Origin of the sequence: Flavobacterium denitrificans DSM 15936 (genome assembly GCF_000425445.1) — a bacterium.
Taxonomy (GTDB): domain Bacteria; phylum Bacteroidota; class Bacteroidia; order Flavobacteriales; family Flavobacteriaceae; genus Flavobacterium; species Flavobacterium denitrificans.
On the sequence record NZ_KE384377.1, the window covers coordinates 552,070 to 576,175 of the forward strand.

Consider the following 24,106-nt stretch of genomic DNA (forward strand, 5'->3'; position numbering starts at 1 on the left):
AATGTAAACGATCCTGGCACACCGACATTGGTAAACGCAGGAACTCAGAACTTCTGCTTGATCAATGCGCCTACTTTTGCAAGCGTTCAGTTCAATGAGACAAATATTGTTTGGTACGATGCCTTGACAGCAGGGAATCTTATTCCATCAACCCAAGCATTGGCAAGCGGCACTTATTACGCTTCAATCAGCGATTCAGCAACAGGCTGCGAGAGTGCGACTAGATTGGCAGTTGTAATCAATGTAAACGATCCAGGCACACCGACATTGGTAAACGCAGGAACACAAAACTTCTGCTTGATCAATGCTCCGACATTTGCAAGCGTTCAGTTCAATGAGACAAACATCGTTTGGTATGATGCTATGACAGCAGGAAACTTGATTCCGTCAACTCAGGCATTGGCAAGCGGCACTTATTATGCTTCTATCAGCGATCCGGCAACAGGCTGTGAGAGTGCGACAAGATTGGCAGTTGTAATCAATGTAAACGATCCTGGCACACCGACATTAGTAAACGCAGGAACACAGAACTTCTGCTTGATCAATGCTCCGACATTTGCAAGCGTTCAGTTCAATGAAACAAATATTGTTTGGTACACTGCTTTGACAGGAGGAACATTGATTTCATCAACTCAAGTTTTAACTAACGGCACTTATTATGCTTCAATCAGCGATCCGGCAACAGGCTGTGAGAGCACAACAAGATTGAGCGTAACAATCAATGTGACAGATCCAGCAACTCCTACAACTACAAACGCATCTCAAGTTTTCTGTTCTGGAAATGCGCCTACAGTTGCTAATATTCAAGTGATTGAAACAAATGTAATTTGGTACAGTACAGCGACTGGTGGAACAGCAATTCCTACAACAACTGCTTTAGCTAGTGGTACATATTACGGAGCTATAAAAGATCCTGTAACGGGTTGTGAAAGCAGTGTAAGATTAGCAGTAAATGTTACAGTTGGAAATACAATTAACCCGACTACAACAAATGCTTCTCAAAGCTTCTGCTCAACATCGGCACCAACTATTGGTAATATTCAGGTAAACGAAAGTAATGTTACTTGGTTTAGTTCCGCTACAGGTGGGACACCAATTCCAGCTACAACCGCTTTAACTACAGGTACTTATTTTGGAAACATTGTAGATCCAGCGACAGGATGTGAAAGTTCAACTCGTTTGCAGATTGCGGTTACGGTAACAAATCCAAGTCCGACGCCAACAACAACGAATGCGACTCAAAACTTCTGTACGTTGAATTCACCAACAGTTGCTAATATTCAGGTAAATGAAGCAAATGTAGTTTGGTACAATACTGCAACAGGTGGAACAGCAATTCCAGCTACGACAGCATTAACTACAGGTACTTATTATGGAGCTGTTTCAAGTGCGATTGGTTGTGAGAATCCAGTACGTTTGGCAGTTGTAGTAAATGTAAATACTCCGGGAGTGGTTACTACACCAAGAACAACACAAACATTTTGTTTATCAAAATTGCCTACACTTGCTAATATCCTAGTAAATGAGCCAAATGTAGCATGGTATGCTTCTGCAACAGGCGGAACACCTTTAGCGGCTAATACACAATTAACTGCTGGTACTTACTATGCATCAGCTCTCGCTAACACAACAAATGGTTGTGAAAGTGCAACAAGATTAGGAATCACAATTGCATTCGAAAATGATGCTTTGGTTCCAATTACGACAAGTGATGATACTCCTTGTGTTTTCCAAGGCGTGACATATTCAGTTGCAAATGGTAAATCAAACTATGTTTGGTCAATTACAAATGGAACAATTGTTTCAGGCGGAGGAACTGCTGATGGAACAGTGACAGTTTCATGGTCTGATATTGGTACAGGTACAGTGAAAGTTACTTACATCAATACTTGTGACGAAACAACAACTAAAACGCTGAATGTAGCAGTGGCAACTTGTTCAGATTTGACAATTACAAATACAGTTAATAATCCGACTCCGAATTTTGGTGAGCAGGTAACATTCACAGTAACAGTAAACAATGTTGGGCAAGGAAGTTTCATCAATACAATAGTGAGCAATATATTGCCTAGCGGTTATGATTTAGTTAGCACAAGTACAACTGCTGGAACATATGATACTGCAACACAGCTTTGGACAATTCCAACTTTAAATGCTGGACAAAGTGTGGTGTTGACAGTTGTGGCAGAAGTATTGCCAGGTGGTGATTATTTGAATGTTGCAACGGTTGAAATTTCAACACCTTTAGATGTTGATGCTTCAAACAACACGGCTTCGGTTTCAGTCGAACCAATTTGTTTAACAGTTTATAATGAGTTCACTCCAAACAATGACGGAGCAAATGACCTCTTTAGAATTGACTGTATCGAATCGTATCCAAACAATGAGTTGAAAGTGTACAACAGATATGGCGCATTAGTTTACAGTAAACAGCATTATGAAAATGATTGGAACGGAACTGCCAATGTATCTGGAGTTATTAATAGAGGAGATATGCTGCCAACAGGTACTTATTTTTATGTGATAGACATTGGAGACGGAACGGTTAAAAAAGGATGGTTATCTATAATGAGATAAGCAGACAATGTTAATCATCTAATTAATTAAACTAAATAAGTATCGTTATGAAACTATATATAAAATCACTGAAGAAAACATATTTTATTCTAATATGTTCTTTTATCACAGTCTGTGCTAGTGCACAGCAAGATCCAGAGTATACGCAGTATATGTACAATACAATGGCGGTAAATCCAGCTTATGCTGGGTCTACCGGTACATTGGAAGCAACGCTTTTGCACCGTTCACAATGGGTTGGAATTGACGGCGCTCCAGAAACACAGTCTTTTTCTATTCACGCTCCGCTTCGAAATGAGAAAGTTGGTTTGGGACTTAGTGTCGTTAATGACAAAATTGGTCCTTCAAACGAACTTTATCTTGACGGAAACTTCTCTTATTCTATTCCGCTAGGATACGAAAAAAGATTGGCTTTCGGTCTAAAAGCGGGTATGAGAATGTTAAATGTAGATTGGTCAAAAGGGAGATATTACGATCCAAATGATGTTTTGTTGAATCAAAACATTGACAATCAGGCAAAATTAGCAGTTGGGGCTGGAATCTATTATTATACTGATAAATGGTACGTGGGAGCATCAGTTCCAAGTTTTATCCAGAACACTTATTATGATGATGTTCAGGAATCCATCGACTATGATCGTTTGCATTATTATTTCATGGGAGGTTACGTTTTTGATTTGAATCCAAATTTAAAATTCAAACCTGCATTTTTAGTGAAGGCAGTGAGTGGGGCACCACTTACTGCTGATATATCGGCGAATTTTATGATTGCTGAAAAGTTTGTGATTGGTGGCTCATACAGAACAGATGATTCTGTGAGTATCTTGGCAGGTTTTCAAATCTCTAAAAGTTTTTATGTTGGATACGCTTTCGATTATACCGTTAGTGATCTGAATAAATACAACGACGGATCGCATGAGATTATCTTGCGTTACCAGTTTAATAAAGGCGAAAGTAAAATCAAATCCCCTCGATTCTTCTAAATCCAAAACCTATGAAAAAACTATATATCCTAAGTTTAGTCTTGAGCATTACGTTTAGTTTTGCTCAAAAGACTAATTTAAAGAAAGCGGATGCTCTGTTTAGAAATTATGCTTACGCAGATGCGTCAAAGGCATATGAAGAAATTCTGCAAAACAGCAAAAATCCGTCAGTACAAACGTTAAAGAACGCAGCCGATTCGTATTATTTTATTTCCGATGAAAGGAATGCTATGAAATGGTATAAAAAATTGTACGAGGCACAAGGCAATAATTTAACGGATATTTATTACTTGCGTTATATCCAAACTTTGAAAGGAGTAAAAGATTATGATCAAGCAGATAAAATGACAAAAGAATATCTGAATAAAAAAGGTGATCAAAACGAGATAAACCGATATGTTGCACAGAAAAAACAACTCGACAGTTTGTCTAAAGCAAAATCACTTTACACAGTTAAAAATCTGGATATCAATACCAGTAAATCGGATTTTGGAGCAACTTTTTTTCAGGACAGGATTGTGTTTACATCTGCTAGAGATACCACAAAGTTCAGTGAAAAGTTATACACTTGGAACAATCAGCCTTTCTTGAATCTGTATTTGGCAGACAGAAATCAAGCTGACGGAAGTTTGTTTAACGAAACATTATTTCTCCCAAATGTAATGACGAAGTATCACGAAGCAACGGCTTCTTTCGATGCAAGCGGAAAAACCATTTATTATTCAACGAATATTGTCAAAAAGAACAAATTGGTAATTGATGAAAGCAAAACCAATAATTTTCAAATCGTTAAAGGGGAGATCGTAAACAATAAATTAGAAAATCCGCAACAACTTTTCTTTGACAATGCCGATTATTCAGTTGGACATCCTTCATTAAGTGAAGATGGAAAATGGCTTTTCTTTGCTTCTGACATGAAAGGCGGAAATGGTGAAACCGATTTGTATTATGTGAAAATTGCTGATGACGGAACAATGAGTTCTCCAGTAAATCTTGGGCCAAAAATCAATACACTTGGAAATGAAGTTTTTCCTTTTTTTAGAAAAGGAAAGCTTTATTTTTCTTCTGATGGGCATTATGGTTTAGGAGATTTAGATGTTTACGAAAGCAAACTTTTGTCTGACGGAACTTTTTCTGATCCAGTCAATTTAGGCGAACCAATTAATAGCAATAAAGACGATTTTACTTTTGTAATTGATGGCACAGAAACGTATGGTTATGTTTCATCAAATAGAGAAGGAGGAAAAGGCGATGATGACATTTATTCTTTTGTAAAAGGAAAACCGGTTTGTAACCAGACGATTTCGGGTATGGCAATAGACAAAAAGACGAGATTGCCTCTTACTGATGTTTCAATTATGGCATATAATTCATATACCGAAGTTCTTGGCGAAACAAAAACAAACTTTGAAGGGAAATATGCCATCGAAGTGCCTTGCGGAAAAACAGTTAAAATGATTGCCGCAAAACCAAATTATGCGAGTGACGAAAAAACGGTAGAAACTACTAAAGAAAACGGTGGCGAAATCAAAGATGTCAACTTTGAATTAAGTAATTATGATGACTTGGTTGTTAAGAGTAAAGGCGTTGAAAAAGTCGATGTAAAACCAATCTATTTTGATTACGACAAATATGACATTACACCTTTGGCAGTTGAAGAGTTGACTAAAGTCGTTTTCATTATGCAGAAGTTTCCAAACATTAGGATTAAGATTGAATCACATACTGATTCTAGAGGAAAAGATTCGTATAACTTGAAACTTTCTGACAATAGAGCAAAATCAACACGTGATTATATTATTTCTCAAGGAATTGATGCTTCTCGCATTGAAAGCGCAAAAGGTTATGGAGAAAGCAGATTGATTAATAAATGCAAAAACGGAGTAAAATGTACAGAAGAAGAGCATTTGTTAAATAGACGTTCGGACTTTATCATTATCCAGAAATAGTTTTATATTTGTGAGTTAATTGTTTGATTATCAGTAATAAAATATAAAACAAAGAAACCATTTGGAAGTTGGTTTTGTTTAATTCTTTTTTAAGAATAATGGACAAGAAGGAAATCAAGTCACATTGTTTTGTGACTTGATTTTTGATTTTTTAAAACTTTAGTTACTATGATGTTTTTGAAAAAAAATAATCCTAATTTTGATATTCAGTTATTCAAAATTACAATCTGCATCATTTTAATATCTTATGACAATTCAAGAAAATATTCAAGCTTTACGAGAGGAACTTAATCAGCACAATTACAATTATTATGTGCTTGATAATGCTACAATTTCTGACTATGATTTCGATATTAAATTAAAGGAACTTCAGGATTTAGAAAACAAACACCCCGAATTTTTTGATGAACATTCCCCAACACAACGTGTGGGAGGTGCAATTACTAAAAATTTTAAAACAATTGCCCATCAATATCGTATGTATTCTTTAGATAATTCTTATTCTAAAGAAGATTTATTGGATTGGGAAAACCGTATTCAAAGAGTTTTAGGAAATGTAAAATTAGAATATACCTGCGAATTAAAATATGATGGTGCATCAATAAGCATTACTTATGAAAACGGAAGATTAGTTCAGGCATTGACGCGTGGAGACGGTTTTCAAGGTGATGAGGTAACGAATAATATCAAAACGATAAAATCAGTTCCGTTACAATTAAAAGGAAATTATCCTGAAAAATTTGATATAAGAGGAGAAATAATTCTGCCTTATGCTGGTTTTGAAAAAATGAATCAGGAATTGATCGAAATAGGAGAAACACCTTATTCAAATCCAAGAAATACTGCTTCTGGAAGTTTGAAGCTTCAAGACAGTGCTGAGGTTGCAAAGCGTCCTTTAGAATGTTTATTATATTTTGTAACCGGAAATAATTTGCCATTTTCTTCTCAATTTGAAGGATTAGAATCGGCAAGAAAATGGGGATTTAAAGTTCCGAAGGAAGCAAAATTGGTCGATAATATGAACGAAGTTTTTGATTTTATCGATTATTGGGATACGCACAGGCATAATTTGCCGTATGAAACTGATGGTGTTGTAATAAAAGTAAATAATATTCAGTATCAAGAAGAATTAGGCTACACTGCAAAATCACCACGTTGGGCAATAGCTTATAAATTCAAGGCAGAACAAGTTTCAACTAAATTAAATTCAATTTCATATCAAGTTGGGCGTACAGGAGCAATTACTCCGGTAGCGAATTTAGCGCCTGTTCAATTAGCAGGAACGATTGTAAAAAGAGCTTCATTGCACAATGCAGACCAAATTGAAAAATTAGATATTCGAATTAATGATACTGTTTTTGTCGAAAAAGGAGGGGAAATCATTCCTAAAATTATTGCAGTAGATTTAGAAAAACGTCCTGAAAATTCAGAGAAGACACATTATATTACACATTGTCCTGAATGCGAAACTGAATTGGTTCGAAATGAAGGAGAAGCAAATCATTATTGTCCAAATTTCTATGGATGCCCTCCTCAGATTATTGGACGTGTGCAACATTACATTTCAAGAAAAGCAATGGATATTGAAGGTCTTGGAGGCGAAACTGTTGCATTGCTTTTCAAAAATGGATTAGTTCATAATTATGCTGATTTGTATGAGTTAAAAGTTGAAGATATTTTGCATTTGGAAAGAATGGCGCAAAAATCGGCAGAGAATTTAGTTAATGGAGTAGAAAAATCTAAAGAGATTCCTTTTGAAAGTGTTCTGTTTGCACTCGGAATTAGATTTGTGGGCGAAACTGTTGCTAAAAAATTAGCCAAACATTACAAAAGCATCGATGCTTTAGCGCAAGCTTCATTAATGGATTTGGTTTTAGTCGATGAAATTGGCGAACGAATTGCCAAAAGCGTAATCGAATTTTTTGAAAATGAAGAAAATAAACGAATAATTGAGCGTTTGAAAAGTTATGGCGTTCAATTTGAAATAGTTGAAAAAATTAATCCCAACGCTACAGAAAAATTCATCGGAAAAACATTTGTTGTTTCGGGCGTATTTGCTCAGTTTTCAAGAGATGAATTAAAGAAAACAATCGAAGATAATGGTGGAAAAGTGGGAAGTTCAATTTCGGCGAAAACTGATTTTGTTGTCGCAGGCGATAATATGGGGCCGGCAAAATTAGAAAAAGCCAATAAATTAAATATTCCTATATTGTCGGAGGAAGAATTTATAAGTAAATTAAATGAAAGCGAATAAACCGTCTTTGATTTTATTTTTTGTAGCCTTATTTTTTACAATAATATTGGACTACACACAACAGGATATTTTGGCAATTTATGCTAAAGCTGTTGTTTTGCCCGCGATTTTCTTCTATTTTATTATCAGCAGTGATTTTAAAATTGGAAAAACCGAAGGGGTGATTTTTTTCTTTTGCTTCGTAGGGCAGGTTTTTGATCTGATGGATATCGAAATATCAGAACTTGGTGGAGTAATAAGCTTTTTAATTGTCTATTTATTGATTTTAAAGCTTTTTATAATAGACCACGAAAGTATAAAATTAAAAAGAAAAGATATTCTTCCAGTTTCAATCGTGGTCATATTTATTGTTTATTTGCTAGTTTCTGTATTAAGCCTTCAGCTTGACAATATGAAAAGATTTAATATGCTTTACACTTTTTACGGAATTGTTTTAAGTATTTTGAGCTATTATTCATTTGTCACTTATATCACAAAAGGAACACATTTGGCACTTTTGATGTCTTTAATGGCGGTTAGCTATATTTTTTCAGATATCTTTTATATTTTCAATCAGTATTTTTCATACTCGGTCGTCTTAGTTCTTATTCGTGATGTGACACAAATTTTAGGATACTATTTTATGGTCGAATACTTTCTTGAAAAAACAAAGATTCAAAAGAAGATGTTATACAATAATTGATTTTCCTTGGTTTGTATGATTCTTGTTTTTGTCAAAATAAAAATCAATTCGGCCTAAATTAATTCCGTAACAACCAACTTGATTAACCAACACGTTTTCTCCAGCTTTATTTTTTACAATAGTAGGCTTGTCAAGAAAAGTATGAGTGTGGCCACCAATAATTAAATCAATATCTTGGGTTTGTTCTGCCAAATTTAAATCACATATCTTCTTTTCGTCATCTCTATAGTTATAACCAAGATGTGACAAACAAATAATCAAATCGCATTTTTCTTGTTTTTTCAATAATTGCGTCATGTCTTGAGCAATTTCTACCGGATTATTGTATACAGTTTCCTTATACATTTTTTTGTCAACCAAACCATCAAGTTCAATTCCTAATCCGAAAACACCAACTTTGATTCCGTTTTTGTTGAAAATCTTGTAAGGCTTTACAAGTCCGTTCATGACTGTATTTTTAAAATCATAATTTGAATTGATGAATTCGAATTTAGCATGAGGCATTTGAGCATACAAACCATCTAATCCGTTGTCAAAATCGTGGTTTCCAATAGTAGAAGCATCATATTTCATCATGCTCATCAATTTGAATTCCAATTCACCTCCGTAATAATTGAAATAAGGAGTTCCCTGAAAAATATCCCCAGCGTCTAATAAAAGCACATTTGGGTTTTCCTGGCGAATCGTTTCGATCAGCGCAGCGCGACGAGACACTCCTCCTTTGTTTGCATTACGCGGATCATCAGCAGGAAAAGGATCTATGTGGCTGTGAACGTCATTAGTATGCAAAACAGTCAGGTGATTGATATCGTTAGATTCAAAACTGCTCAATGATAATCCCAAACTTAATAGGGCAGTACTTGCGGCAGTTTTTTCGATAAATTCTCTTCTTTTCATTGGGTATGTTTTTTTGCGTAAACGCGAGTAATTTTAATTTTTTCTGGAAATGTTGTTATTCTTCAGTAATTCTAATGTCTCTTGGCGCCGGAATAGTGTCAACTTCTTTAAAATAGTCAATTAATACATCTCGAAGTTTGTAGTTTAGATCATATTTTTCAACACTTTTGCCAAAGAAATTCATGTTGTCACCTCTATTAGCAAGATAATCGTTGGTAGCAACGTAATAAATTTTATTTAAATCAAGAGGTTTTCCTTGAATAAGAATGTTTTTAGCGGTTTTGTCTTTAGCGATTGTAAATGTCATTCCAGATAAAGGTTGTGGTTTTTTCTCCTTAATAATGTAAGCAGCAATATCAAGAATTTGTTCTCCTTTTAAACCCAGAACAACTAAGTTGTTTTCAAAAGGCATAATTTCAAAAGCATTTCTAGTTGTGACATTTCCTTTTGGTAAAATAGCGCGAATACCACCATGATTTAAAAGGCATAAATCAATAGTTTTATTTTCACGTTTCTTGAAAACTAAATTTCCTCTTTGCACACAAACGTCGGCCATAAGACATCCGATTGTTGTTTGCCACTTTCCGTTGCTTTTGTCTAATGTTTCAGGATTGTAAGCCAGAACATTATCTAAATCCTTATTAATATGATCACGATAAGGTTTGATGAAGTTTTCGATTTCTGGAGTTTCTCCTCCTTTTTCAGTTACCGGAATCTGTTTTCCTTCTATCTTGGTTAAATTGTAGTTTTTCGGACTACATGAAAATATAAAAAAAAGTGTTAAGAATATAACAAAAAGTTTTAAAAATCCGTTATACTTTTTTAGTTTTACCATCTTAAATGCGACTTAAATAATTAATTTTGTAATCTGGTAAAAATACTATGTTTTTAAATTATATAAAGGAATTATTTGTAAAAAAATCATTAAAAAATAATCTGAATAATAATAAAAACGAAGAATTTACAAGTAACATACAAACAATTGGTTTATTGATAGATGAAACAAAGTTTCGGCATTCAAAAGAGTTGATGAAAGAGCTTTCGTTACAAGGAATCGCTTCTGAAAATATAAAAATTGTTGCGTATCGAAGTAAATTGAAGAAGAAAAAAGTGTATTCGAGACCTACTTTTGGGAAAAAACAGATCAACTGGAAGGGAGAAATTACAGAAAGTTTTTTGACAGAATTTACAGAAACAGAATTTGATCTTTTGATTAGTTATTATGATATTGAAAAAGCAATTTTGATGATGATAACTAGCAAATCAAAAGCTAAATTTAAAGTTGGATTTTCGTCGGTCGATCAAAAATTAAACCGATGGATGATAAATACAGAAATGGAGAATTGTAAAGTATTTGTTTCTGAATTGTTTAGGTATTTAAAAAGTATAAAATAAACTATAATTAAAATATGCAATCATTAATAGGAACTGGTGTTGCGCTTGTAACCCCATTTAAAAAAGACTTTTCAGTTGATATCGAAGCTTTGCAACGTATCGTTAATTTTTCGATTGACGGAGGAGTTGAATATCTTGTAGTTATGGGAACGACAGCAGAAAATGCTACCTTGACTCAAGCCGAAAAAGAGTTGGTTATCAATACAGTAATCGATGTAAATAAAGGAAGATTGCCTTTAGTTCTTGGTGTAGGAGGAAATAATACAATGCAGGTTGTTGAGGAATTAAAAACAAGAGATTTTTCAGCTTTTGAAGCAATTCTGTCTGTTTCGCCTTATTATAATAAACCGACTCAAGAAGGAATTTATCAGCATTTTAAAGCTGTTGCAGAGGCTTCTCCAGTTCCGGTAATCTTATATAATGTTCCAGGAAGAACTGCAAGCAATATGCTGCCTTCAACTGTGGTGCGTTTGGCAAACGATTTTGAGAATGTTGTAGCCATAAAAGAAGCAGCTGGAGATATGGCACAGGCGATGCAGATTATTAAAAATGCACCAAAAGACTTTCTTGTTATTTCAGGAGACGATATGCTGGCGCTTCCAATCGTTTTAGCTGGGGGTGCTGGGGTAATTTCGGTAATTGGACAAGGATTTCCTAAAGAATTTTCAGAAATGATTCGCTTAGGGTTAAATAAAAAAGCAGTTGATGCGTTTAAAACACATTATTTCTTGTCAGATAGTATTGATATGATTTTCGAGCAAGGAAATCCTGCAGGAATCAAACAAATATTCCAAGCTCTTGGAATTGCTGATAATACCGTTCGTTTGCCTTTAGTTGCTGTTGATGAATCACTGGCAACAAGATTGAATAATTTTGTAAAAAACAGTATTAAAGCAGAGTAAGTCTGGCGGTATTTTATTATACAAAAAAAATATTTTGCAGTAGCTAAATTAATAACTAAATTTGCCACCGGAACTTCGGTGTGATTTTGCTTTGGCATAATGTCTAAGAAATCATAATAAAAGTAAGAAAATGAAAAAAATAGTATCTCTATTAGTTGTTGTTGTCCTTTTTTGTTCTTGTAGTGATTACCAAAAGGTATTAAAAAATGAAGATGTTGCAGCAAAATTTGATATGGCAACAAAAATGTATGATGCAGGAAAATATTCAAAAGCGATTCGTCTTTTTGAGCAATTAGCACCATCATATAGAGGTAAACCTCAAGCTGAAAAGCTTTTTTATATGTTTTCACAAGCTTACTATAAAACACATCAGTATTATTTAGCAGGTTATCAGTTTGAAAGTTTTGTTTCAGGTTATCCGCGTAGTGAGAAAGTACAAGAAGCGGCGTTTTTAGGGGCATATAGTTATTCAAAACTAGCTCCTGTGTACAGTTTAGATCAGGCTGATACGGTAAAAGCTTTAGAGAAATTGCAAGCATTTATTGATAATTACCCTAATTCTGAATACATTCCGCAAGCTAATGAAGCTGTAAAAGTGTTGAACGGGAAGTTGGAGAAAAAAGCATACGAAAATGCTAAAGGGTATAATACAATATCAGATTACAAATCGGCTTTAGTTGCATTTGATAATTTTATTGCTGATTTTCCTGGAACTTCGCTTAAAGAAGATGCGCTGTTTTACAAATATGATTCGGCATATCAATTGGCAATAAACAGTATTCCTCAAAAAATGGAAGAACGTTTGAATGTTGCAAAAGTGGCTTACAATAACTTGATTAAGTTTAAAAGCGATACAAAATATAGAAAACAGGCAGACGAAATGTATGCCCGAGTTGAAACAGATTTACAAAAATATACTAAATAAAACAAAGTCATGGATTTAAAAAAGACGAATGCTCCTGTAAATACAATAACTTACAATAAGACAGTTATTGAAGAGCCAACAGGAAATGTGTATGAAGCAATTACCATTATGGCTAAAAGAGCAAACCAGATTAACTCTGAAATCAAAAAAGAATTGACTGAGAAATTAGAAGAGTTTGCTACTTACAATGACAGTCTTGAGGAAGTTTTTGAAAATAAAGAACAAATTGAAGTTTCTAAATTTTACGAAAAATTACCAAAACCACACGCTTTAGCTGTTCAAGAATGGTTAGACGGAAAAACTTACCACAGAGGTTCAAACAAATAATATAAGTATAATGTCAGTTTTAAACGGGAAAAAAATTCTGCTAGGAGTTTCTGGTGGAATTGCAGCCTATAAAACAGCCTCATTAGTACGACTTTTTATTAAAGCAGGTGCACATGTCCAAGTGATAATGACACCTGCTTCTAAGGATTTTGTAACTCCATTAACGCTATCTACGTTATCAAAAAATCCTGTACACTCAAGTTTCTTTAATGAAGATGATCAAGATGCGGTCTGGAACAACCATGTCGATTTAGCACTTTGGGCTGATTTCATGTTAGTAGCGCCGGCAACAGCCAATACGTTGTCAAAAATGGCTACAGGTAACTGTGATAATCTTTTAATCGCAACTTATTTATCAGCTAAATGTCCAGTTTATTTTGCTCCGGCAATGGATTTGGATATGTATAAGCATCCTTCAACTTTATCAAGTTTTACAGCTTTAAAGCAATTTGGAAATATTATGATTCCTGCTGAAAGCGGGGAGCTAGCAAGCGGATTGTCTGGCGAAGGCCGAATGGCTGAGCCTGAGAATATTGTAGCTTTTTTAGAAGCTGATTTAGAAAGCAAACTTCCATTAGTAGGAAAAAAAATACTAATAACTGCTGGTCCAACATACGAAGCAATAGATCCTGTGCGTTTTATAGGAAATCATTCATCTGGAAAGATGGGTTTTGATATCGCAAATGAAGCAGCAAAATTAGGTGCACAGGTAATTTTAATTGCCGGTCCAACTCATTTTAAAACAAAAAACAATTCTATTGAAGTCGTAAATGTAGTTTCTGCGCAAGATATGTATGATGCATGTCATTTGCATTATAATGATGTCGATGTGGCAATCGCAGCGGCAGCTGTGGCAGATTACAGGCCAAAAGTTGTGGCTACGCAGAAAATTAAAAAAACTGCCGAAGAGTTTTCAATAGAACTGGAAAAAACAAAAGATATTTTAGCATCATTAGGAGGGATAAAGAAAAACCAGTTTTTAATTGGATTTGCTTTAGAAACGCAAAATGAAATTGAAAATGCTAAGCTGAAAATTCAGAAAAAAAACTTAGATTTGATTGTTCTTAATTCTTTACAGGATGAAGGTGCAGGTTTTAAAAAAGAAACCAATAAAGTTACATTTATTGATAAAGATTTTAAAATTGAGCCAATGGAATTAAAATCAAAAGAGTCTGTTGCTGTTGATATTTTAAACAAAGTGATTTTGCATTTTACGAAATAATAACTTTTTTAAAGTTTAATAATAGAGTATCAACGTCAATTTTATATCAACACAAATCTTTTTTTATGAATAAAGCGGTTACATTTTTAATGTTTTTAATTTTTGGCTTTACTCAGGCGCAACAGTTAAATTGTATCGTAACGATTAATACTGAAAGACTGCCAAATCCTAATCAGCAGGTTTTTAAAACGCTTCAAACTTCATTATCAGAATTTGTAAACAAAACAGATTGGACGGGTGCACTGTTAAAGCAAAACGAACGAATAAACTGTTCAATGTATATTACATTGTCTTCAAACAGCTCAGATCAGTTTACCGGAACAATTCAGGTACAATCTTCGAGATTAATTTTCAATTCTACTTATTCGTCTCCTGTATTTAATTATAATGACAAAGATTTTAATTTCAGATATACGGAATACGAGCCTTTGCTGTTTAATCCGACTACTTTTGAATCAAATTTGGTTTCTGTTATTTCCTTTTATTGTTATATGATTTTAGGAATGGATGCAGATACTTTTCAAATGGGTGCCGGAAATCATTATCTTGAAATGGCGCAAAATATTGCAAATGTTGCGCAACAAGGCGGTTCTAAAGGATGGAGCCAAGCAGATGGTATTCAAAACCGCTACTACTTAATTACAGATATGATTTCGCCAATGTATAGCGATTTGCGCCAAGTTACTTACATGTATCATTCGGGTTTGGATAAAATGAGTGATGATTTGAAAGGGGCGAAGGAAAGAATCAAATCCTCTTTAATGTTGATTGGCAGATTCAATAGTGTTAAGCCCAATGCTTTTTTGACGAGAGTGTTTTTTGATGCGAAATCAGATGAGATTACTTCAATTTTTTCTGGAGGGCCAAGTATTTCAGTTGCAGACTTAACCGATGTTTTAAATAAAGTTTCGCCATTAAATAGTACAAAATGGACTCAAATTAAGTTTTAGTTTAATTTTTAATCTTAATTTTACTTTTCCATTAACTTTTATATCCTCAAATTTATTTTATGATTACTTCTCTGTCGATTAAAAATTATGCTTTGATTGAAAAACTGTCTATCGATTTTTCAAAAGGATTTTCAATAATTACAGGTGAAACAGGAGCAGGAAAATCAATTATTTTAGGGGCTTTAGGATTGGTTTTGGGAAAAAGAGCTGATTTGACTTCTTTAAAAAATAAAGAGGAAAAATGCGTGATCGAAGCGCAATTTGAAATCTCAAAATACAACTTAAAGGAATTTTTTGAAGCAAATGATTTGGATTATGAGGATGAAACCATCATCCGAAGAGAAATTTTGCCTTCAGGAAAATCGCGTGCTTTTATCAATGATAGCCCAGTAAATCTTCAGGAATTACAAGATTTAAGTCTTTTTTTGATTGATATTCATTCGCAACAACAAACTCAAGAATTGTCTGATGAAAGTGTTCAGTTTAAAATAATTGATGCCATTGCAAATAATGGAGAAGTTATTTTGGACTATCAGAAATTGCTAAAAACATATAAATCAGATAAGTCGAAACTTAATGCTTTACTGAAAAAACAGAGTGATTCAGGAAAAGAACAAGAATACAATACATTTTTATTGAATGAATTGGTTTCGGCGAAACTAAAATCGGGTGAACAAGAAGAACTTGAGGCTGATTTTGAAAAACTCAATAATATCGAAGCGATAAAAGAATCGCTAGATAAATCTTTAACCATTGCTAATGAAGAGCAATTTGGGGTTTTGCATAATTTAAATGAAGTAAAAACATCGCTTCAAAAAATAGCTCCATTTTCAGCAGAATATCAAGCTTTATCTGAACGAATCATAAGTTTGACGATTGAATTTGATGATGTTTCGAAAGAACTTCAAAATTGTTCAGAAAAACTGCTGAATGATCCGGCACAGTTAGAATTAATCAGCCAAAAATTACAACTGATTTATAATCTTCAAAAGAAGCATCAAGTATCAACAGTTGACGAATTGATCCAAATTGAAGCTGAATTAAGCAATACAGTTTTGGAATTAGGAAATATTGAAGAAGAAATTGCTTCGTTGACAAAAGTGATTGACCAAAAAATAGTGGATTTAGATGCGTTTTCGGCAACAATTCATCAAAACCGTTTGAATGCAATTCCGGTTTTATCCAATAAATTGATTTCTATTTTAGAAACTTTAGGAATGCCAAATGTTCGTTTCGATATTCAACTTTTACCGTCTGAAACCTATTTTTCAAATGGGAAAGATGAACTGCAATTTTTGTTTTCGGCAAATAAAGGAACCGACTTCGGGTTACTTAAGAAAGTAGCGTCAGGAGGGGAAATGTCACGTATTATGCTAGCTGTGAAAGCAATTTTGGCACAATATTCAAAACTTCCTACTTTAATTTTTGATGAAATCGATACTGGTGTTTCAGGTGAAATCGCCATAAGAATGGGAGAAATCATGAAAGAGATGAGTGTGTCGATGCAGATTTTTGCTATCACCCATTTACCACAAATAGCGGCAAAGGGCGATTCACATTTTAAAGTTTTCAAATCAACGGTTGATGACGACACACAATCAGAATTAAAGCTTTTGTCTCAGGACGAAAGAGTTATCGAAATTGCTCAAATGTTATCTGGAGCAGTCGTCTCTGATTCAGCTTTAAATCATGCTAAAGCCTTGTTGAACTAAAGAAATACTTTATATTTGTCATCTAAAAACGAATTAAACAAAGCTAAATAAGTTAATTAATCGTCTGAATTGAGGATTGCTATATTAACGAATAAACAAGAAAATATGATTATAGAACCTAGAATGAGAGGCTTTATTTGCTTGACTGCCCACCCAAAGGGAGCTGAGCAAAATGTTAAAAATCAGATAGAATATGTAAAATCAAAAGGAGCAATTGCTGGTGCTAAAAAAGTATTGGTTATTGGAGCTTCAACAGGTTTCGGATTGGCTTCAAGAATCACAAGTGCTTTTGGATCTGATGCATCAACGATTGGAGTATTTTTTGAAAAACCACCAGTTGAAGGAAAAACTGCTTCACCAGGTTGGTACAATTCGGCAGCATTTGAAAAAGAAGCTCATAAAGCGGGTCTATATGCAAAAAGTATCAATGGAGATGCTTTTTCTAATGAAATTAAAAGAGAAACCCTTGATTTGATTAAAGCTGATTTAGGACAAGTTGATCTTGTAATCTACAGTTTAGCTTCTCCAGTACGTACAAATCCTAACACAGGAGTTACGCATCGTTCAGTTTTAAAACCAATTGGACAAACTTTCACTAACAAAACAGTTGATTTTCATACAGGAAAAGTTTCTGAAGTTTCAATCGCTCCTGCAAACGAAGAAGATATTGAAAATACAGTTGCTGTAATGGGTGGAGAAGACTGGGCAATGTGGATTGATGCTCTAAAAGCAGAAAATTTACTTTCAGAGGGAGCGACTACAGTTGCTTACTCTTATATTGGGCCATCATTGACAGAAGCTGTTTACCGTAAAGGAACAATTGGTCGTGCAAAAGATCATCTAGAAGCTACCGCATTTACAATTACTGATAGCTTGAAATCGATTGGAGGAAAAGCGTATGTTTCTGTAAACAAAGCATTAGTGACTCAAGCGAGTTCTGCAATTCCGGTAATCCCGTTGTATATTTCTCTTCTTTACAAAATCATGAAAGAAGAAGGTATTCACGAAGGTTGTATCGAGCAAATTCAACGTTTATTCCAAGATAGATTATACAATGGTTCTGAAGTTCCTGTTGATGAAAAAGGAAGAATCAGAATTGATGATTGGGAAATGAGAGATGATGTTCAGGAAAAAGTAGCTAAATTATGGCTGGAAGCAACAACAGAGAGCTTGCCAGAAATTGGAGATTTAGCTGGATATAGAAACGATTTCTTGAATTTGTTCGGATTTGAATTTGTTGGAGTTGATTATCAAGCTGAGGCAAATGAAATAGTTGATATCGAAAGTATCAAATAAGAATATTGAAAATATAAAATGAAAAACCATCAACCAAAAGTTGGTGGTTTTTTTATGAATATAGTCTATCTTTGTTAAAATTTTGAAATATAAAAAATTGCCATTCTAATACCGCATATCCTGTTATGATTTTTTCTTTAATTATACCCGTGTATAATCGTCCAGATGAAGTTGATGAACTTTTAGAAAGTCTTGCAAAATCTGATTATAATGAACCTTTTGAAATTGTGCTTGTTGAAGACGGCTCTTCGATTCCGTGCAAAGATGTAGTGATGAAGTATCAAGGAAAATTGAATATTTCGTACTATTTTAAAGAAAATTCAGGTCCGGGTGATTCAAGAAATTTCGGAATGCAGAAGGCGCGCGGTGATTATTTTATCATTTTTGATTCAGATTGCATCATTCCGCCAAATTATTTGACTGAGGTCAAAAAAGCATTAAACGAAAAATATGTAGATTGTTTTGGAGGTCCAGATAAAGCATTGGATAGTTTTTCAAATATTCAGAAAGCAATTAATTTTGCAATGACTTCATTCTTGACAACTGGCGGTATTCGCGGAGGGTCTGAAAAAATCAGCAAATTTCAACCAAGAAGTTTCAATATGGGGATCTCTAAAAAAGCTTTTCTAGTATCAAAAGGTTTTGGCAATATTCATCCAGGAGAAGATCCCGACTTGTCGATTCGTTTATGGAATTTAGGTTTTGAAACACGTTTGTTTTCCGAAGCCTATGTGTATCATAAACGTAGAATCGATTGGGAGAAATTTTCAATTCAGGTTCATAAATTTGGAATCGCTAGGCCAATACTAAATAGTTGGTATCCAGAACATAATAAGTTGACATTTTTCTTTCCGACATTCTTCTTGTTCGGATTATTATTAGCTTTTTTATTGTTAATTTTTAACATTGATGTTTTATTACAATTATATTTTGTATATTTCGTTATTATTTTTCTTACATCAAGTATTCAGAATAAAAGCATTAAGATTGGATATCTCTCTGTGATAGCAGTTTGGAAACAATTTTATGGTTACGGAACGGGATTTTTAAAATCATTTGTAAAAGTAATTCTTTTGAAAAAGAAGCCAAAAGAAGCCTTTCCGAAAATGTTTTTTAAATTATAAGATGACAAAAGTTATTGGCTTGACAGGCGGAATAGGAAGTGGCAAAACAACTATTGCAAACTTTTTCAAAGAAATGGGAGTACCTGTTTATATTGCCGATGATGGTGCAAGGGCAGTAATGCAGAATGAAAATGTTATAGAGAAAATTAAAAGCATATTTGGGGAATCTCTTTTTGAAAAAAATGTTTTAGATAGAGCTAAACTGGCAGATATTGTTTTCAATAACTCAGAAAAACTCGCACAGCTTAACGCAATAGTGCATCCGGCAGTAAAAAAAGATTTTGAATCATGGCTTTTGCTGCATAAGAATGAAGAATACGTGATTTATGAAGCCGCAATATTATTTGAAAGTGGCCGATATAAGGAATGTGATAGTATAATCACAGTTACCGCCCCCGAAGAAGTAAGAATTGAAAGAGTCTTAAAACGAGATAATACCACACGAGAGCAAGTTTTAAGCAGAATGAAAATGCAATGGAAAGATGAAGATCGGATTTCCAAGAGTAATTTTGTTATTAATAACGTAAATCTTAAAATTGCTAGAGAAGAAGTTGTTAAAATTCTTAAAATTTTAAATATAAAACAAAATCAGTCTTAAATGTTAATATTTGGTTAATGTATTATTTAGTATATTGTTAAAATATTAATTTTGTTTCGATGAATAAATTATTTTTTAGAATACTTGTTTTGCTTATGAGTTTGTCCTTAATAGGGATAATTCTGGTTCAAGTATTTTGGTTCAATTCTTCGTTCAAAAACAATGACGAACAATTTAAATACCACGTTACTCAAGTAATTGGGAATGTTGCTGATAAACTTGAACAGCAAGAAGAGTATAGTTTTTATGACAAATACAATCGAATAAAAGATAGTACTGGCAAAATTCCTAAAAAAGAAGATTTACTTGAAGTTTTATACGTTCAGAGAAATACAAAAACAAATAAAACAATTGTTTATTCAAATACACTGACTTCTGAAGATTATGATATAAGTGGGTCGCTTTTCAATAAGAAATTCAGTAGTGAGCGATTTAAGAATTTTAGTTCAAAACGTGTAACTGAAGTTTATAATAACAACAATAATATTGATAATAATTCTTTAGGACAAACTATTATTCCTGATTTAAAAATAGAAAAATCAGGTAGTTTGGATATCTTAAACAAAGTACAGCAACAAATTCAATACAAAGATATCGCCTCATTGACTCCTATTGAAGGCAGAATTACAAAAGACAAACTTTATAAGCTTTTAAAGAAAGAATTAGAAGAATATGGTGTAAAAACCAAATTTGAATTTGGTGTTCTTAACAGTGGTTTGCCGACAAAAGTAAAATCTGACGGCTTTCATTATGATAAAGATTTAAGTTATCATGTGCCGATTTATACAGATAATGAAGGAAATAGCAAATATGAATTGTTTTTGACTTTCCCGAATAAAAAGAAATTTTTGCTGTCAGAATTATTAAGCATTACAATATTGTCAATTGTTTTTACGCTTATTATAATTATAGCATATACAAGTGCATTAAATCAATTGTTGCGTCAAAAGCATATATCTGAAATCAAAACTGATTTCATCAATAATATGACGCATGAGTTTAAGACTCCAATTGCAACGATAAATTTAGCACTTGATGCAATTAGAAGTCCAAAAGTTATTGAAGATAAGGAAAAGGTTTACCGATATCTTCAAATGATTAGGGATGAAAATAAAAGAATGCATGCTCAGGTTGAAAACGTTCTTCGAATTTCTAAATTAGAAAAAAGAGAATTAGATATTTCAAAAGAGCCAACGGCGATTCATGATATTATTGATGATGCGATTGAACACGTAAATCTGATTTTAGAAGACAGAAATGGAACAGTAGTGAAACATTTAAATGCTTCTAGAACAACATGTTTAGTAAATGAAGTGCATTTCACAAATGTTTTGGTAAACATTTTGGAAAATGCAATAAAATATTCGCCAGATACTCCAGAAATTGAAATTTTTACAGAAAATGTCAAAGACATGATTCTGATAAAAGTAAAAGATAATGGTCTTGGTATGAGTAAGGTAGCCCAAAAACGAGTTTTTGAGAAATTTTACAGAGAACATACAGGAGACTTACATAACGTAAAAGGACACGGTCTTGGACTTGCGTATGTAAAAAGAATCGTTGAAGACCACAATGGTCAAGTATATGTTGAAAGCGAAAAAGGAAAAGGTAGCACCTTTATAATAAAAATACCATTAATAAATTAAAATATGGAAAATAATAACAAAAGAATACTTTTAGTAGAAGATGACCTAAATTTTGGGGCAGTTCTTAAAGATTATCTAATGTTAAATGACTTTGAAGTTACTTTAGCTAAAAACGGTATGGAAGGTTTCGAGAAATTCAAGAAAGATGTTTATGATCTATGCATTCTTGATGTAATGATGCCTTATAAAGATGGTTATACTTTAGCCAAAGAAATTAGAGAGAAAAACAGTGAAGTGCCAATTATTTTCTTGACAGCAAAATCTATGAAAGAGGATGTGTTGAAAGGATATAAAGCTGGTGCAGACGATTATTTAAATAAACCTTTTGATTCAGAGGTTTTATTAATGAAAATAAAAGCTATTATCCAGAGAAAATCTGCTGATAATAAAGCGGAACAAGTACAGTTTGAATTTAATATTGGTAAATTCCATTTAAATTCAAAATTAAGATTCTTAACTTTCCAAGATGAGGAGCCAATCAAATTATCTCCAAAAGAGAATGAATTGCTTAAAATGTTAATTCTTCATGAAAATGATTTAATGCCAAGAGAATTAGCATTAACTAAAATCTGGAGAGATGACAACTATTTTACTTCAAGAAGTATGGATGTTTACATCGCTAAGCTTAGAAAATATCTAAAAGCTGATGAGGATGTTGAAATTTTAAACATTCACGGAGAAGGATTCAGATTAGTTGTAAAAAGCAAGGTAACTGAATAATAAATTCACATCAAAATAATAGAAGCTCTGAGAAATCGGAGCTTTTTTTGTGTAAAAAAGATAAAAAAGTTAATTCTGTTTTTTTAACTATATTTAGTTTTAATATTTTGATTTTGAATGCCTTGTATTTTGTTTTGTAAAAATTAAAAGATGCGATTAAATTTATTTTGATGAATTTTCTTTAAAAAGATTTGGAAAATTAAAAAACTATTCTGAATCTTTGTTCACGAAAAAAAATAATAACCTTTTAAAAACGAAGAGAAATGTTTGTATTTACATCTACATCAAAAAGCTTCACACCAAATGGATTTGGTGAGGCAGTTCTTCGTGGCTTATTTCAATCTTAGAAATACATTTTTAGATATAAAAAAAAAGCCCGAAGACAGTAAGTTTCGGGCTTTTTTTATTCTAGACACTTCAAAATTTTCCCGAAAAAAAAAGATTTAAAATTTATCCGAATAGGATGAGATTTACCGCGTATCATTATTTCATTTTGAACTTTAGTTTGATGTTTTTTGATGCGCTCAGAATAAAATAATTTAAAATTTATGGGAAATAAATTATCTGGAAAAGACCTGATTAAGTTAGGTTTTCCAAAGAACAATTCAATAAACATCGCCTTAGGGCAGATAAACAGATATAGAAAAAGAGAAAAAAAGGAATCTATTCTAACAGAAGCAAAAGATGTATTGTTGCATCCTGAGAAATACGAAGGAAACGGAACATGGGGAAAAGTTGCTGAAGGGTTGATTAAACCTGTTCAGGTAAGAATGCATCAGCTTAAATCAACAAGAGCACCTTTTACCATTTTTGGTGAAGATGAAATCGATCAGCAAGCAAAATTTCAATTGTATGATTCGTTGAAATTGCCGATTTCAGTTGCAGGAGCTTTAATGCCAGATGCGCATTCGGGTTACGGATTGCCAATTGGTGGAGTCTTGGCGACTGATAATGCAGTCATTCCGTATGGAGTTGGTGTTGACATTGGATGCCGAATGAGTCTGTCGATTTTTGATTTGCCAGCTTCTCATTTTAAAGGAAAAGAAGATCAGCTAGAAGCTATTTTAAAAGACAATACGAAGTTTGGAATGTATGAAACGCACGCTTCACGAGTAGATCATGAAGTGTTTTATAAAAGCGAATTTCAGGATATTCCATTGCTGAAGAATCTTTTACCAAAAGCTTACAAACAATTAGGAAGTTCAGGCGGAGGAAATCATTTTGTAGAATTCGGAATTGCTAGAATTGATAATCCTGAGAACGAATGGAAACTTGAAAAAGGCGAATATTTTGCAGTTCTTTCGCATAGTGGCTCTCGTGGTTTAGGAGCAAATATTGCAAAGCATTATACTTATTTGGCAACAAAACAATGTCCGTTACCAAAAAATGTACAGCATTTAGCTTGGTTAGACTTGAATACGCATGATGGACAGGAATATTGGCTGGCAATGAATTTAGCTGGAGAATATGCAAAAGCTTGTCACGATGACATTCATAGAAGAATTGCCAAAGCAATCGGAAAGCGAGTAGTTGTTACGATTGAAAATCATCACAATTTTGCATGGAAAGAAATAATAAATGGACAGGAATGCATTGTGCACAGAAAAGGAGTAACACCCGCAGGAGAGGGGCAGCTTGGAATTATTCCGGGCTCGATGACTGCACCAGGATTTATCGTGAAAGGAAAAGGAAATGCGGATAGTTTAAATTCGGCTTCTCATGGCGCAGGGCGTTTATTTTCGAGAGCGAAATGTAAAACCAGCTTTACACAAAGTCAGATTAACAAAGAATTGAAGAAACATGACGTGACTTTGATTGGAGGAAATATTGATGAAGCGCCAATGGCTTACAAAGACATCACGAAAGTAATGGCAAATCAAACTGATCTAGTTGAAGTTTTGGGAACTTTTACGCCAAAGATTGTTAGAATGGATCGCTAAAAAGAGA

Annotated in this window: 20 protein-coding genes; 18 read left to right on the forward strand and 2 right to left on the reverse strand. The window is 33.5% G+C overall.

Annotated elements, in window-relative coordinates; all coding sequences use genetic code 11:
• The 5 genes from H600_RS22570 to H600_RS0114300 form a co-directional block, all read left to right on the forward strand.
• A partial coding sequence (locus H600_RS22570; protein WP_157509942.1) for an Ig-like domain-containing protein occupies nucleotides 1–2,577 on the forward strand: 2,577 nt, incomplete at its 5' end.
• A 47-nt stretch (nucleotides 2,578–2,624) separates the two neighbouring features.
• Nucleotides 2,625–3,560 carry a PorP/SprF family type IX secretion system membrane protein gene (locus H600_RS0114285; protein WP_026729427.1) on the forward strand — a complete coding sequence of 312 codons (936 nt, stop codon included), beginning with the start codon at nucleotides 2,625–2,627 and terminating at the stop codon, nucleotides 3,558–3,560.
• Between the two features lie 11 nt (nucleotides 3,561–3,571).
• Nucleotides 3,572–5,509 (forward strand): OmpA family protein, encoded by a 1,938-nt coding sequence (locus H600_RS0114290; RefSeq protein WP_026729428.1) that lies wholly within the window; start codon nucleotides 3,572–3,574, stop codon nucleotides 5,507–5,509.
• Nucleotides 5,510–5,756: 247 nt separating this feature from the next.
• The gene (gene ligA, locus H600_RS0114295; protein ID WP_026729429.1) at nucleotides 5,757–7,763 is read left to right on the forward strand and encodes an NAD-dependent DNA ligase LigA; all 2,007 of its coding nucleotides are present in this window, start codon (nucleotides 5,757–5,759) and stop codon (nucleotides 7,761–7,763) included.
• Nucleotides 7,750–8,445, forward strand: coding sequence for a hypothetical protein (locus H600_RS0114300; RefSeq protein WP_026729430.1), 696 nt, complete (start codon nucleotides 7,750–7,752; stop codon nucleotides 8,443–8,445). The genes ligA and H600_RS0114300 overlap by 14 nt, the downstream gene beginning before the upstream one ends.
• Here H600_RS0114300 and H600_RS0114305 read toward each other — a convergent pair.
• Nucleotides 8,431–9,342: a bifunctional metallophosphatase/5'-nucleotidase gene (locus H600_RS0114305; protein ID WP_026729431.1), complete on the reverse strand. Its 912-nt coding sequence runs from the start codon at nucleotides 9,340–9,342 to the stop codon at nucleotides 8,431–8,433. The genes H600_RS0114300 and H600_RS0114305 overlap by 15 nt on opposite strands.
• A 55-nt stretch (nucleotides 9,343–9,397) precedes the next feature.
• The gene (locus H600_RS0114310) at nucleotides 9,398–10,177 is read right to left on the reverse strand and encodes a 5'-nucleotidase C-terminal domain-containing protein (RefSeq protein WP_026729432.1); all 780 of its coding nucleotides are present in this window, start codon (nucleotides 10,175–10,177) and stop codon (nucleotides 9,398–9,400) included.
• A gap of 47 nt (nucleotides 10,178–10,224) precedes the next feature.
• Here H600_RS0114310 and H600_RS0114315 point away from each other — a divergent pair, with 47 nt between their 5' ends.
• The 13 genes from H600_RS0114315 to H600_RS0114375 all read left to right on the forward strand — a co-directional run bounded on the left by H600_RS0114315 (nucleotide 10,225) and on the right by H600_RS0114375 (nucleotide 24,099).
• The gene (locus tag H600_RS0114315) at nucleotides 10,225–10,737 is read left to right on the forward strand and encodes a DUF6913 domain-containing protein (RefSeq protein ID WP_026729433.1); all 513 of its coding nucleotides are present in this window, start codon (nucleotides 10,225–10,227) and stop codon (nucleotides 10,735–10,737) included.
• A gap of 14 nt (nucleotides 10,738–10,751) precedes the next feature.
• On the forward strand, nucleotides 10,752–11,639 hold the full coding sequence (gene dapA, locus H600_RS0114320) for a 4-hydroxy-tetrahydrodipicolinate synthase (RefSeq protein ID WP_026729434.1): 888 nt from the start codon (nucleotides 10,752–10,754) through the stop codon (nucleotides 11,637–11,639).
• A gap of 130 nt (nucleotides 11,640–11,769) precedes the next feature.
• The gene (locus H600_RS0114325) at nucleotides 11,770–12,564 is read left to right on the forward strand and encodes an outer membrane protein assembly factor BamD (protein ID WP_026729435.1); all 795 of its coding nucleotides are present in this window, start codon (nucleotides 11,770–11,772) and stop codon (nucleotides 12,562–12,564) included.
• Nucleotides 12,565–12,573: 9 nt separating this feature from the next.
• Nucleotides 12,574–12,891 (forward strand): DNA-directed RNA polymerase subunit omega, encoded by a 318-nt coding sequence (locus tag H600_RS0114330; protein WP_007807938.1) that lies wholly within the window; start codon nucleotides 12,574–12,576, stop codon nucleotides 12,889–12,891.
• 10 nt (nucleotides 12,892–12,901) lie between these two features.
• A complete protein-coding gene (coaBC, locus tag H600_RS0114335; RefSeq protein WP_026729436.1) occupies nucleotides 12,902–14,113 on the forward strand; it encodes a bifunctional phosphopantothenoylcysteine decarboxylase/phosphopantothenate--cysteine ligase CoaBC in 1,212 nt (403 codons plus the stop codon).
• 65 nt (nucleotides 14,114–14,178) lie between these two features.
• Nucleotides 14,179–15,063 (forward strand): type IX secretion system protein PorD, encoded by an 885-nt coding sequence (gene porD, locus H600_RS0114340; RefSeq protein ID WP_026729437.1) that lies wholly within the window; start codon nucleotides 14,179–14,181, stop codon nucleotides 15,061–15,063.
• A gap of 59 nt (nucleotides 15,064–15,122) precedes the next feature.
• On the forward strand, nucleotides 15,123–16,775 hold the full coding sequence (gene recN, locus H600_RS0114345; protein ID WP_026729438.1) for a DNA repair protein RecN: 1,653 nt from the start codon (nucleotides 15,123–15,125) through the stop codon (nucleotides 16,773–16,775).
• A 105-nt stretch (nucleotides 16,776–16,880) separates the two neighbouring features.
• Nucleotides 16,881–18,071: an enoyl-ACP reductase FabV gene (gene fabV, locus H600_RS0114350; RefSeq protein WP_026729439.1), complete on the forward strand. Its 1,191-nt coding sequence runs from the start codon at nucleotides 16,881–16,883 to the stop codon at nucleotides 18,069–18,071.
• A 125-nt stretch (nucleotides 18,072–18,196) separates the two neighbouring features.
• Nucleotides 18,197–19,195, forward strand: a complete 999-nt coding sequence (locus tag H600_RS0114355; RefSeq protein ID WP_026729440.1) for a glycosyltransferase family 2 protein — start codon at nucleotides 18,197–18,199, stop codon at nucleotides 19,193–19,195.
• 1 nt (nucleotide 19,196) lies between these two features.
• On the forward strand, nucleotides 19,197–19,793 hold the full coding sequence (gene coaE / locus H600_RS0114360; RefSeq protein ID WP_026729441.1) for a dephospho-CoA kinase: 597 nt from the start codon (nucleotides 19,197–19,199) through the stop codon (nucleotides 19,791–19,793).
• Nucleotides 19,794–19,852: 59 nt separating this feature from the next.
• Nucleotides 19,853–21,439: a sensor histidine kinase gene (locus tag H600_RS0114365; protein WP_026729442.1), complete on the forward strand. Its 1,587-nt coding sequence runs from the start codon at nucleotides 19,853–19,855 to the stop codon at nucleotides 21,437–21,439.
• 3 nt (nucleotides 21,440–21,442) lie between these two features.
• Nucleotides 21,443–22,159, forward strand: a complete 717-nt coding sequence (locus H600_RS0114370) for a response regulator transcription factor (protein ID WP_026729443.1) — start codon at nucleotides 21,443–21,445, stop codon at nucleotides 22,157–22,159.
• Between the two features lie 548 nt (nucleotides 22,160–22,707).
• Complete coding sequence (locus H600_RS0114375; protein WP_026729444.1) at nucleotides 22,708–24,099, forward strand: RtcB family protein; 1,392 nt, start codon at nucleotides 22,708–22,710, stop codon at nucleotides 24,097–24,099.
• Nucleotides 24,100–24,106: the final 7 nt, after the last annotated feature.